The organism is Micromonospora rifamycinica (genome assembly GCF_900090265.1).
In the GTDB taxonomy this organism is placed as follows: Bacteria; Actinomycetota; Actinomycetes; order Mycobacteriales; family Micromonosporaceae; genus Micromonospora; species Micromonospora rifamycinica.
Window position 1 is genome coordinate 5,470,862 of sequence record NZ_LT607752.1, and the last position, 12,257, is coordinate 5,483,118.

Annotated in this window: 9 protein-coding genes and 1 pseudogene; 6 read left to right on the forward strand and 4 right to left on the reverse strand. The window is 73.9% G+C overall.

What is annotated here, in order from left to right; genetic code table 11:
• The first annotated feature begins 1 nt into the window (after position 1).
• Positions 2–640 (forward strand): SIMPL domain-containing protein, encoded by a 639-nt coding sequence (locus tag GA0070623_RS23045; RefSeq protein ID WP_067310791.1) that lies wholly within the window; start codon positions 2–4, stop codon positions 638–640.
• Positions 640–1,281, forward strand: a complete 642-nt coding sequence (locus GA0070623_RS23050) for a nucleoside/nucleotide kinase family protein (protein WP_067310788.1) — start codon at positions 640–642, stop codon at positions 1,279–1,281. Before GA0070623_RS23045 ends, GA0070623_RS23050 begins: the two co-directional genes overlap by 1 nt.
• Here the strand turns inward: GA0070623_RS23050 and GA0070623_RS23055 are convergent.
• Together GA0070623_RS23055 and GA0070623_RS23060 are read right to left on the reverse strand one after the other, a co-directional pair.
• Complete coding sequence (locus tag GA0070623_RS23055; RefSeq protein ID WP_067310785.1) at positions 1,264–3,834, reverse strand: hypothetical protein; 2,571 nt, start codon at positions 3,832–3,834, stop codon at positions 1,264–1,266. The genes GA0070623_RS23050 and GA0070623_RS23055 overlap by 18 nt on opposite strands.
• A 93-nt stretch (positions 3,835–3,927) precedes the next feature.
• Entirely contained in the window at positions 3,928–4,485 is a 558-nt protein-coding gene (locus tag GA0070623_RS23060) for a sugar O-acetyltransferase (protein WP_067310816.1), read from the reverse strand.
• Positions 4,486–4,651: 166 nt separating this feature from the next.
• Here GA0070623_RS23060 and GA0070623_RS23065 point away from each other — a divergent pair, with 166 nt between their 5' ends.
• Entirely contained in the window at positions 4,652–7,993 is a 3,342-nt protein-coding gene (locus GA0070623_RS23065; protein ID WP_084261414.1) for a S8 family serine peptidase, read from the forward strand.
• A gap of 119 nt (positions 7,994–8,112) precedes the next feature.
• On the opposite strand, the gene dapD is transcribed toward GA0070623_RS23065, so the two are convergent.
• A complete protein-coding gene (gene dapD, locus GA0070623_RS23070; protein WP_067310779.1) occupies positions 8,113–9,069 on the reverse strand; it encodes a 2,3,4,5-tetrahydropyridine-2,6-dicarboxylate N-succinyltransferase in 957 nt (318 codons plus the stop codon).
• A gap of 72 nt (positions 9,070–9,141) precedes the next feature.
• On the opposite strand from dapD, the gene dapE reads away from it, so the two are divergent.
• Positions 9,142–10,215 carry a succinyl-diaminopimelate desuccinylase gene (gene dapE, locus GA0070623_RS23075; protein ID WP_089004161.1) on the forward strand — a complete coding sequence of 358 codons (1,074 nt, stop codon included), beginning with the start codon at positions 9,142–9,144 and terminating at the stop codon, positions 10,213–10,215.
• 176 nt (positions 10,216–10,391) lie between these two features.
• Here dapE and GA0070623_RS30110 read toward each other — a convergent pair whose 3' ends face one another.
• Positions 10,392–10,562, reverse strand: coding sequence for a hypothetical protein (locus tag GA0070623_RS30110; RefSeq protein WP_157517574.1), 171 nt, complete (start codon positions 10,560–10,562; stop codon positions 10,392–10,394).
• 155 nt (positions 10,563–10,717) lie between these two features.
• Here GA0070623_RS30110 and GA0070623_RS23080 point away from each other — a divergent pair.
• Positions 10,718–11,560 (forward strand): annotated as a pseudogene (locus GA0070623_RS23080) (LOG family protein); the annotation flags it as partial.
• 118 nt (positions 11,561–11,678) lie between these two features.
• Positions 11,679–12,224, forward strand: a complete 546-nt coding sequence (locus GA0070623_RS23085; RefSeq protein ID WP_067310813.1) for an LOG family protein — start codon at positions 11,679–11,681, stop codon at positions 12,222–12,224.
• Positions 12,225–12,257: the final 33 nt, after the last annotated feature.

Below are 12,257 nucleotides of genomic sequence, written 5' to 3' on the forward strand. Positions count from 1 at the left end.
CGTGGCGGACGGACCGGTGGTGGCGGTACGCGGCGAGGCGTACCGGGAGGTGGCACCCGAGCTGGCCCGGTTCGAGGTGACCGCGACGGCCCGGGAACGGGACCGTCAGGTCGCCCTGACCCGGCTCGCCGAGCGGGCCGCCGCCGTCCGGGTGCTGCTCGACGAGCACGAGCCGGCGGTGGACCGCCGGGAGGCCGGTGAGCTGCGGGTACGCCCCGAGACCAACAGGTCCGGCGAGCGGGTCGTCGGCTACCTGGGCAGCGTCTCGACCACCGTCACCGTCACCGACTTCGGCACCCTCGCCGAGCTGATGCTGCGACTGGCCGAGCTGGACCAGGTCGAGGTCGCCGGCCCATGGTGGTCACTGCGTCCGGACAGCCCGGTCCACCGCGACGCCCGGCACGCGGCGATCACCGACGCGCTGCGCCGGGCCCGGGAGCACGCCGAGGCACTCGGTGCCCGGGTGACCGCGCTGGTGGAGCTGGCCGACACCGACGAGGGCTTCGGCGGGGGCGGGGCGATGTACGCCCGCCAGGACCGGATGGCCGGCTCGCCGGAGCTGGAACTCGACCCCCGTCCGCAGCCGGTGCACGCGGTGGTGCGGGCCCGGTTCACCATCAGCGAGCCGGACCTGGCCTGATGCCCGGGGCGCGTCCGTTCTCCGTCGACGACCTGGTGGCCCGGGCACGGTCGCTGGCCGACGCCGGCCCCCGGCAGCTGCTGGGGATCGCCGGTGCGCCCGGCGCGGGCAAGTCCACCCTGGCCGAGCGGGTCGTCGCGGCGGTCGGCCCGACCGCCCGGCTGGTGCCGATGGACGGCTTCCACCTCGCCCAGGCGGAGCTGGTCCGGCTGGGCCGGGCCGACCGCAAGGGCGCGGTGGACACCTTCGACGCCAACGGGTACGTGTCGTTGCTGCGCCGGTTGCACCGGTTGGAACCGACCGCCGTGTACGCGCCGCTGTTCCGCCGTGACCTGGAGGAGCCGGTGGCCGGGGCGGTGGAGGTGCCGCCCTCGGTCCGGCTGGTGGTGACCGAGGGCAACTACCTGCTGCTCGACGATCCGCCCTGGGACGAGGTGCGGTCGCTGTTGCACGAGGCATGGTTCCTCGACCTGGACGTCGAGCTGCGGCTGCGCCGGTTGGTGGCGCGGCACGTCGCGTACGGGCGGTCGCCGGAGGCGGCGCAGGCCTGGGCGTACGGCAGCGACGAGGCGAACGCCGCCCTGGTGGCGGGCACCGCCGGCCGGGCCGACCTGGTGATCCGGTCAACCGACCCGGGGTGACGGGATGCCACGCCGCAGCAGCCGGGCCGCCACGGTCCGTTCCCGGTGGAACTCCAGCGCCTCCGGGTAGCCGCTGTGGTTGCGGATCGGCGGGTCGGCGACCTCGCCCCCGCTGGGGTGCAGGGCCTCCGGGTCGCTCACCGGCACGTCCCGTTCCCCGGCGTCGACCTGCCAGCCGAGCGGGTCGGTGCCGCGCCAGAAGTTGGTCCACGCGACGTAGCCGGAGGGCCAGGTCAGGGCGTCGGCGAGCACCCGGAGCCGGTCCGGCCCGAAGTAGGCCGGGAAGATCCGTCCGTAGAGCCGGGTGAGCTGGCAGCCGTAGGACAGGAACCAGATCCGCCGCCGCCACCGGGTGGGCAGTTGGAGCAGCATCGCCGCGCAGAGCACGGTGCCCTGGCTGTGCCCGGAGAGGATCACCCCGTCCATCCTGCGCGGGTCGGGCTCGGCCAGCGCGAGGATGCCGGCGACCCGGGTCTGCAGCTCGGGGACGGCCCGCTCGGCGTAGCTGGGCGGGGCGAGCGGATGGGCGGCGCGGGGCCAGAACGTGCCGATGTCCCAGAGCACCCCGACGCTGCGCCGGACGGTGTCGTTGCGGTAGACCAGCATGCCCAGGCCGGCGACCACCAGGGGGAGCCAGCCCAGCATGGTGTCGCCGAGGTCGGCGGCGGCGTGCACCAGACCCGCCCAGCCGGACGCCCCGGCCGGCGCGGGCCGGGTACGGCTGAGCATCGCCACGCAGGAGAGGGCGACCAGCACCGCCGAGACGGTGGCGTAGCAGCCGGTCAGCCGTACCGCGTGCTCGCCGACCAGGCGGTGCAGCGCGCGGTAGGTGCTGACGTCCCGGCAGCGCCGCAGGTCGTGTGCGGAGACGGCCTGCCCGTCGGTGGTGAGGCGGGCGTACTCGACGCGGCGCAGCCGGTGCAGGATCACCCCGGCGTGGATCAGCGTGCCGATCAGGGCGGCCGTGGTGACGGTGCAGGCCAGCCCGGCCCAGAGCGCCGGCAGCGGCGGCACGATCGGCGAGTAGCCGCTGGGCGAGGAGGGGCCGTTGAGCCGGTCGGTGATCCAGTAGTGCAGGCCGGCGCAGTAGGCGATGGCCATCATCCACCCGAAGCCGGCGATCACCGCGGCCCCCCGGCCGCCCCAGGCCATGGCGGTGTGCCCGGCGGCCGGTCGCCGGTCGACGTCGGCGCGGGGCAGCAGCAGGCCGGTCGCGGCGAGCGCGATGGTCGCCGTGGCGAGCAGCCAGATCCGCAGCCCGTCGGGGGCGGCGGGGAGGCCGGGCAGCCGGCCGTCGAGCCAGGCCGTCCCGAGGGGGAGCAGTACGCCGGCGGCGGCGGGGGCGAGCAGGGCGCGGCGCCCGGACCGGGCGACCGCGCCGATGGCGATCAGCAGCAGCACCTGGTAGGTGGCGAGCCAGGCGACGATGCCGTCGTAGCCGGGCAGGGAGCGGTCGGCGAGGCAACCGGCGGGGGTCGGGTCCAGGGTGCAGCCGGCCGGTGGGCGGAACTGCGCCAACGGGGGGCCGGCGGGGCCGTCCGGCAGCAGCAGGAGGGTGAAGGTGCCGGCCAGGGCGAGGCCGGTGAGCACCCCGACGGCGAGGCTCCACCGGCCGAGCGGGGTGGCGCCGCTGCGCCGGGTCAGCCAGGGCCGTCCCACCGCCACCACCGCGATCGCCACGACCGCGACCAGGGCCGCGACGGTGGGGACGGCGATCATGGCCCGGACCCCCCGGGGCGGGTCCATCACCAGCACCGCGCCGACGGGCACCGCGGCGGCGAGGGCCACGCCGACACACAGGTGCAGGACGGCGGCGCGGCGCAGCTGGCCCTCCCCGCACCAGAAGGTGGGGTCCTGGAGGGGGTTCGCCAGGGGCGTCGGCCCGGCGGGGCGTTCCCCGTCGTCCGGCACCGGGTGGCGCGGGCGGGGCTCGGCGGGCATCTCGGCCTCGTACTGGTAGGTGCGCCAGGCGACGACCCCGAGCACCAGCAGGACGGCCAGCGGCAGCAGCAGGCCGACGGCGAGCGCACGGGCGTCGGTGTGCCACCAGCCCTGGCCGAGGAACTCCCACGGGCCGGGCAGTTGCCGCAGGCACGCCTGGTCGACGCACTGCCAGGCGATCAGGTCGACGCCGATGCCGGTGGCGGCGATCACCAGCGTGCCGGTGAGGCTGAGGCAGAACAGCCGGATCAGCCAGGCGGTGATGCCGGAGCGGCTGCCCCAGCGTTCGGTGTCCGGGTCGGACGGGATGCCGGGGCGGGCGTGCAGGGCGACGTTGGCCAGGGTGAACGGCAGCAGGAACGTCCACAGCGCCCGTTCGACGTCGCGCGCGGTCCGCGCCCCCGAGGTCAACTGCCCCCAGCTGTACGCCTCCACCACGACCGGGTCGTCCGGGGTGGAGGTGGCGGCGCGGTAGAAGCCGGTGACGTCACCGCCGGAGACCCGTCGGGGCGGCGGGCCGGCACCGGTGGTGTCGGGGGGCAGCCCGAGGATCTGGTCGGGCGGGGTGTTGGACACGCCATGCACCCGAAGTTCGAGTACCCGCTCGGCCATCGGTGCTCCCTGGTGACGTATTCACTACCCAGAGTGCATCGATTTTCTCGGTTCGCCCACCGATTTCGGTATCGTTTTCGCAGCTCAAGGCATTTATTCCAGGGTGCGGATCACCCGGGCGGGGTTACCCACGGCGACCACGTTGGGTGGTAGGTCGCGGGTGACCACCGCGCCCGCGCCGACCACGGTGTTCTCGCCGACGGTCACCCCGGCGAGAACGATCACCCCACCGCCGAGCCAGACGTTGTCGCCGATGGTGATCGGTCGGGCCGCCTCCCAGCCGGCCCGGCGGGGTTCCGGCTCGACGGGATGGGTGGCGGTGAGCAGCTGCACGTTCGGTCCGATCTGGACGTCGACGCCGATGGTGATCCGTGCGACGTCGAGCAGCACGGCGTTGAAGTTCACGAAGCTGCGGGCACCGAGATGGACCTGCCAGCCGTAGTCGCAGTGCAGCGGTGGGCGGATCCAGGCGTCCTCGCCGAGTGTGCCGAGCAGCTCGCGCAGGGCGGCGAGTCGACCGTCCGGGTCGTCGGCGCTGCTGCGGTTGAAGCGTTCGGTGAGTCGGGCGGCGCGGTCCAGGTCGGCGGTGATCTCGGGATCGTCGGCGCGGTACGGCTCGCCGGCGAGCATGCGTTCCCTCATGGACGTCACCGGCTGATCGTCGCCGATCGGCAGGTCCGATGCGGTGACGACGGGGTGGTGTCTCGACAATGTGGTCGGAAGGTCATCATCCGGACTTCTTTTTGCATACCGAGTATGCAATTCTAGGGCGTCGATATGACTCCTGTCATGGAGACGTCCCAGAAGGAGGGATCCGTTGCACAGAACCAGAAGAACCGCCACCGGCGGCCTCGTGCTCGCCCTGGCCCTCGGCCTACCGGCGACGAGCGCGGCGGCCGCGCCCGGCACGCCGGCCATGCCCCGGTCGGCCGCGCCGGCCGTGGGCTCCACCACGGTCACCCTGATCACCGGTGACCAGGTCACCGTCACCCGCGCCGGAGGGACCGCCATCCGCCCCGGCGCCGGCCGGGAACACCAGCAGTTCCTGGTCCGCCGGGAACGCGGCCACCTCTCCGTGGTGCCCCGCGACGCGGTGCCGCTGGTGCGCTCGGGGCAGGTCGACCGGCGACTGTTCGACGTCACCGGCCTGATCGCCGCCCGCTACGACGACGCCCACCGCGACAACCTGCCGCTGCTGGTGTCGTACCGCGAGGGGCAGGCCCGGCGCGGCGCGGCCGTGCTGCCGGGCACCCGGGTGACCCGCGACCTGCCGGCGATCCGGGGCGCGGCCCTGACCGCCGGCAAGTCCTCGGCCGGCACGGTCTGGTCGACGCTCACCGACCGTGCCGGCGGTGCCCGGCTCGACGCGGCAGGGGGCGTCGAGCGGATCTGGCTGGACGGCCGCCGCACGGTCTCCCTCGACCACAGCGTGCCCCAGATCGGCGCACCCACCGCCTGGGCGGCCGGCTGGACCGGCAAGGGGGTGAGCGTCGCGGTGCTCGACACCGGTGTCGACGCCACCCACCCCGACCTGGCCGGCAAGGTGGCCGAGGCGCGCAACTTCAGCGACACGCCGGACCAGAAGGACACCGTCGGGCACGGCACCCACGTGGCGTCCACCATCGCCGGCAGCGGTGCCGCCTCCGGCGGGAAGTACCGGGGCGTCGCGCCGGACGCGACGCTGCTCGACGGCAAGGTCTGCGAGGAGTTCGGCTGTGCCGAGTCGGCGATCCTGGCCGGCATGCAGTGGGCCACCGTCGACAAGAAGGCCGCCGTGGTCAACATGAGCCTCGGCGGCGGGGACACCCCCGAGGTCGACCCGCTGGAGGAGGCCGTCCAGACGCTGACCGCCCAGACCGGCAGCCTCTTCGTCATCGCCGCCGGCAACGACGGCCGGGACGGCTCGGTCGGCTCACCGGGCAGCGCCGACGCCGCACTCACCGTCGGCGCGGTCGACCGGGACGACGAACTCGCCGACTTCTCCAGCCGGGGCCCCCGGGTCGGCGACGACGCGCTCAAGCCCGACATCACCGCCCCCGGCGTCGACATCGTGGCCGCCCGCTCCGCCGACGGCCAGATCGGCGACCCGGTGGGGACGCAGTACGTCGCGCTCTCCGGCACCTCGATGGCCACCCCGCACGTCGCCGGCTCGGTGGCGTTGCTGGCCCAGCAGCACCCCGGCTGGAAGGCCGGGCAGCTCAAGGCGACCCTGATGGCCGCCGCCAAGCCGCACCCCACGCAGACCAGCTACGAGCAGGGCGCCGGTCGGGTGGACCTGACCCGGGCCATCACCGAGCAGGTCACCACCGACCCGGTCAGCGTCTCGTTCGGCCGGACCCTGTGGCCGCACGGCGACGACGCCCCGGTCACCCGGACGGTCGCCTGGCGCAACGGCGGCGCCACGCCGCTCACCCTCGACCTGACCGTCGAGGTCAAGGGGCCGGGCGGGGCCGCCGCGCCGGCCGGCATGTTCACCCTCGGCGTCGACCGGATCACCGTCCCGGCGGGCGGCCGGGCCGAGACCACCGTCACCGCGGACACCCGGCTCGGCGTCGACGGCTACTGGACCGGCCGGGTGGTGGCCCGCTCCGGCGGCACCGTCGCGGTGACCCCGCTGGCCGTGCACCGGGAGGTGGAGAGCTACCCCGTGACGCTCACCCACCTCGACCGCAGCGGCAAGCCGGGCGGCGACTACTCGACGAGCCTGGTCGACCTCGCCGACGGCGACGTGCGCGACGTGTTCGAGGCCGACGGCGTCGTCGAACTCCGGCTCCCCAAGGGCCGGTACGGCCTGAGCAGCGTCTTCTTCGAGCCGGGACCGGACGAGGAGTCGGGTGGGCTGGGCATGCTCGCCCAACCGGAGCTGGTGGTCGACGGCGACACGGCGGTCACCGTCGACCTGCGGAAGGCCAAGCCGGTACGGATGACCGTCCCGCAGGCCGACGCCACCGTCGCCCTGGTCGACATCAGCGCCAACTACCTGCTGCCCGACGACGGCAGTTACGGGTTCGGCATCGTCTCCTTCGACACCTTCGACGGGCTGTCCACCGGGCAGCTCGGCCCGGCGGTGTCGGACGACGAGTTCGTCGCCACCTTCAACAGCCAGTGGGCCGACACGGAGGCCGAGTCCAGCCCCTACCTGTACGCGCTGGGCGAGGTCGTGCCGGGCAAGCTGCCCAGCGGGCTGGTGCGCGACTACCGGCGGGGCGACCTGGCCACGGTGGTGCACACGTTCCGTGACCCGTACCCGAAGATGACGGCCGAACGGATGGTCTTCCCGGACAGCGGCCACAACCTCGGCGGCTGGGCGGTCGTCCTGCCGACCGACCTGCCCGGCCAGCGCACCGAGCACTACAGCACCAGGGGCGTGCGCTGGGAGTCCGAGCTGGACTTCGGCGTCCGTGACCCGGAGGCGGGCTGGCTCGACGTCCAGGCGGTCCTGGTGGGCCTGCCCACGAAGTACCCGGCCGGTCGCCGGACCACCGAGACCTGGGGGGCCGCGCCGCTCGGGCCGTCGCTGCCCGCCCCACGCTGGCCGGGGGACGGTGTCACCCGGCTCGGGGACACCATCATGGTGAGTGTGGCGCTGCACAGCGACGCGGCCGGGCACCCCGGCGGGTCGCTGACCGACAGCGCCCGTACCGCCCTGTGGCGCAACGGCAAGCTGGTGGCGGAGCTCGACAACCCGGGGTACGGCGAGTTCACCGTGCCGGCCGGGGCCGCCGACTACCAGCTGACCGTCGGGGCCGGGCGGGACCTCACCGACCTCGGCACCGAGGTGGAGGCGAGCTGGACCTTCCGCTCCGGGCACGTGGCCGGTGACACGCCGAAGCGGCTGCCGCTGTCGGAGATCCGCTTCACCCCGCGGCTGAGGGCCGACAACACCGCCCCGGCCGGTCGGGTCTTCGCCGTCCCGGTGCAGGTGCGGCGGCAGCCGGACACCGGCACCGCCAAGCTGGTGAAGCTCGGCGTGGACGTGTCGTACGACGGCGGGAAGACCTGGCGGCGGGCGACCGTGGTGAAGGTGCCGGGCCAGGGCACGGTGGCGCTGGTCGACCACCCGGCCGGTGCCGGGTACGTGTCCCTGCGGGCGACCGCCCGGGACGCCGACGGCAACACCGCGAGCACCCGGATCATCCAGGCCTACCGCCTGAGGTGAACCGACGTCCGGGCCCGCGACGGTCTCGTCGCGGGCCCGGACCCGTGCGCCCACCGACGGTGCGACCCGGCCCCGCGGTCGGTGGGCGGGGCGGCTCAGTCGGCGGGGGCCGGGGCGGCTCAGTCGTTGGCGTGCAGGGCGGCGTTCAGGGTGATGCCCCGACCGGTGCGCGGCTTCGCCTCCAGCGCGCCGGTGACCGAGTTGCGCCAGAACAGCAGCCCGTCGACACCGGACAGTTCCCGGGCCTTGACCACCCGGCCGTCCGGCAGGGTGATCTTCGAGGCGGCGGTCAGGTAGCAGCCGGCCTCCACCACACAGTCGTCGCCGAGCGAGATGCCGACCCCGGCGTTCGCGCCGACCAGGCTCCGCTCGCCGATCCGGACCCGGTCGGTGCCGCCCCCGGAGAGGGTGCCCATGATCGACGCGCCGCCGCCGATGTCGGAGCCGTCGCCGACCACCACGCCCTGCACGATCCGGCCCTCGACCATCGAGGTGCCCAGCGTGCCGGCGTTGAAGTTGACGAAGCCCTCGTGCATCACGGTGGTGCCGGTGGCCAGGTGGGCGCCGAGCCGGACCCGGTCGGCGTCGGCGATCCGCACCCCGGCGGGGACCACGTAGTCGGTCATCCGGGGGAACTTGTCCACCCCGTACACCGCCAGGTGGCGGCCGGCGGCCCGCTCGATCACCCGTAGCTCGTCCACCCGCTCCGGCGGGCACGGGCCGGCCGAGGTCCAGGCCACGTTCGCCAGTTTGCCGAAGATGCCGTCGAGGTTCAGCTCGTTGGGCCGCACCAGGCGGTGGGAGAGCAGGTGCAGCCGCAGGTACGCGTCGGCGGCGTCCTTGATCGGCTCGTCCAGCGCGCCGATCACGGTGACCACCTGCACCGTACGCAGGCCGGGCAGGGACCGCTCGCCGACCGCGCCCGGCGGCAGGTCGAGCACGTCGGCCTGGTCCTCGCCGGGGACCAGCGGCAACTCGCCCAGCCCCAGCTTGCCGGTCGGGTACCAGGTGTCGAGCACCTGCTCGGCGGCGGTCACGGTGGCCAGGCCGATACCCCAGGCGGATTCCGACGTCACTGTTCTACCCTCTCGTTCGCGGCTGCGGGCTCACCCCTCGTGCCCACCGTTCAGGACGGTACCGTGCGAACCATGGAGAACCCGCTTACCCCCGAGGTCCTGGCCGACCCGGTGGCGCTCACCCGTGCCCTGGTCGACATCGAGTCCGTGTCCCTCGACGAGAAGGCCATCGCCGACTGCGTCGAGGAGGTCCTGCGCCGGGTGCCGCACCTGAGCACCTTCCGGCACGGCAACACGGTGATGGCGCGTACGGACCTCGGTCGGGGCTCCCGGGTGGTGCTCGCCGGGCACCTGGACACGGTGCCGCACAACGACAACTTCCCGTCGACCATGCGCGGGGACCTGATGTACGGCTGCGGCACCTCCGACATGAAGTCCGGGGTGGCCTTCGCGCTGCACCTGGCGGTGACCCTGCCCGACCCCCGGTACGACGTGACGTACTTCTTCTACGAGGCCGAGGAGATCGAGTCGCGGTACAACGGGCTCACCCTGGTCGCCGAGGCGCACCCGGAATGGCTCCAGGCCGACTTCGCGGTGCTGCTGGAGCCGACGTACGGCATCGTCGAGGCCGGTTGCCAGGGCACCATGCGGGCGGTCGTCAGCACCCACGGGGAACGCGCCCACGCGGCCCGGTCCTGGCACGGGGTCAACGCCATCCACGGTGCGGGCGAGGTGCTGCGTCGGCTCGCGACCTACCAGGCGCGGCGGGTCACCATCGACGGTTGCGACTACCGCGAGGGCCTGAACGCGGTACGGATCCAGGGCGGGGTGGCCGGCAACGTGGTGCCCGACCGCTGCGACATCGAGGTCAACTACCGGTACGCCCCGGACCGTGACCCGGCGGCGGCCGAGGCGCACCTGCGGGAGGTGCTGGACGGTTTCGAGCTGACGGTCACCGACGCGGCGGCCGGTGCGCGTCCCGGGCTCGACGCGCCGGTGGCGCAGGAGTTCCTGGCGGCGGTGGGCGCGGCCCCGATCGGCAAGCTGGGCTGGACCGACGTGGCCCGCTTCGCGGCGATGGGCATCCCGGCGCTGAACTTCGGCCCGGGCGACCCCAACCTGGCCCACCACCGCGACGAGCACGTCGAGCTGACCAAGATCCGCGACGGCGCCGCCACCCTCCACCGCTGGCTCACCCCGGCCTGACCCAACCACCCCCCACCCCCCAACCCCCACCCCCGCCTCCCGCCGCCGCACCCCGCGCCGAGCCCGGTGATCAAGAGGTTCAGGTCACCCGGGGGCTCGCGGATGACGTAAACCTCTTGATCACCGGCCGGTGCGGCGGATGGCGGGCGGGGAAGGGGTCGGGGACGGGTTGGGGGTCAGGCGGGGGTGAGGTGGGAGGTGTCGGGTTCGGCGGCGGGGTCGAGGGGCTGGGCGGCGGGCTCTGCCGGCACCTCGAGCTGCCGGGCACGCCGGCGCTCGGCCACCACCTCGTTGATCCGTCGCTGCATCTGCCGGCGGATCCGCATCCGCTCGTTGTTGCTGATCACGCTTGCTCCTCCCCCGAAGGCGCGCGCCGGGCCATACCCGGTATGTGAATAGTAAGACGTACGGGCGACAGAATTAGTTGCCCAAGATCGCGAACTTTTTCCTCGGCCCGCCGGCCGCCACCGGCGTGACGTGCGCCTCCACTACGGTGGCTGTCATGAGTCAGAGCAACGGGCGGCAGTCGGGCCGCGATCCGGAGCGGCACCGGGGAGCGGTCACGCTGCGCCGGGGCGCGATCCCCACCAGCACCGCTGACCAGCGGTTGTTGGACTCCCGGGGGCGTGGCGACTGGAAGACCAAGGACGCCTGGCGGGCGCTGCGGATCCTCTCCGAGTTCGTCGAGGGGTTCGACACGCTGGCCGATCTGCCCTCCGCGGTGAGCGTCTTCGGCTCCGCGCGTAGTAAACCCGACAGTCCGGAGTGCCGGTTGGCCGAGGAGTTGGGTGCCGCCCTCGCCCGGGCCGGTTACGCCGTCATCACCGGCGGTGGTCCCGGCGTGATGGAGGCGGCCAACCGGGGTGCCCGTGAGGCCGGTGGCCTCTCCGTCGGGCTGGGCATCGAACTCCCCTTCGAGCAGGGGCTCAACGACTGGGTCGACCTGGCCATCGACTTCCGCTACTTCTTCGCCCGCAAGACCATGTTCGTCAAGTACGCCCAGGCGTTCGTCGTGCTGCCGGGCGGCTTCGGCACCATGGACGAGCTGTTCGAGGCGCTCACCCTGGTGCAGACCGGCAAGGTGACCCGCTTCCCGGTGGTGCTCATGGGCACCGACTACTGGCGCGGGCTGCTCGACTGGCTGCGGGACAGCATGGCCGCCGAGGGCAAGATCGGCCCGGTGGACCTGGAGCTGATCTGCCTCACCGACGACGTCGACGCGGCGGTGCGGCACATCGTCGCCGCCGAGGCGGCGCTCGCCACCGACCAGGAGGAGGTCCGCGAGGAGGCGGTGGCCCGGACCGCCGCCGACCAGCAGGCCGCCCGCCGGGCCGCCGACGCCGGCGCGCCTACCGGCGGTCCGGGCCGGTCCGCCGGCGTGGGTGCCGGCGACCCGGGACCGGACGACACCGGGGCCGGCGGCCCGGGTCGGGGCGACGCCGACGGACGGGAGGGCTGAGGCGATGGCGGCGATCTGTGTCTTCTGCGCGTCCTCCCGTACGCTCGACCAGCGCTGGCTGGACCTGGCGGCCGAGACTGGGGCGGAGCTGGCCCGGCGCGGGCACACGCTGGTCAGCGGTGGTGGCTGCGTCGGGATGATGGGCGCGCTCGCGGACGGGGCGCGGGCGGCCGGCGGGCGCACCGTCGGGGTGATCCCGCAGGCGCTGATCGACCTGGAGGTCTCCGACCGGGACGCCGACGAACTGCTGGTCACCGACAGTATGGCCAGCCGCAAGACCCTCATGATCGACAAGTCGGACGCGTTCCTCACCCTGCCCGGCGGCCTCGGCACCCTGGACGAGCTGTTCGAGGTCTGGACCACCGCCACGCTGGCCATGCACGCCAAGCCGATGGTGCTGGTCGACACCGACGGCTTCTACCGGCCGCTGCTCGACTGGCTCGCCACGATCACCGACCAGACCTTCCTCAAGCCCGCCGGTCTGGAGCTGCTCACGGTCGCCCCGACCGTCGCCACCGCGCTGGACACGCTGGAGTCGCGGCTGCCCTGATCCCCGGGGACCGGTCCGGGGGTGTGTCGTACC

Coding starts and splice junctions, on each gene's coding strand:
- dapE (WP_089004161.1), top strand. CDS start 9,142: ATGGAGAACCCGCTTACCCCCGAGGTCCTGGCCGACCCGGTGGCGCTC.
- GA0070623_RS23050 (WP_067310788.1), top strand. CDS start 640: ATGCCCGGGGCGCGTCCGTTCTCCGTCGACGACCTGGTGGCCCGGGCA.
- GA0070623_RS23055 (WP_067310785.1), bottom strand. CDS start 3,834: ATGGCCGAGCGGGTACTCGAACTTCGGGTGCATGGCGTGTCCAACACC.
- GA0070623_RS23085 (WP_067310813.1), top strand. CDS start 11,679: ATGGCGGCGATCTGTGTCTTCTGCGCGTCCTCCCGTACGCTCGACCAG.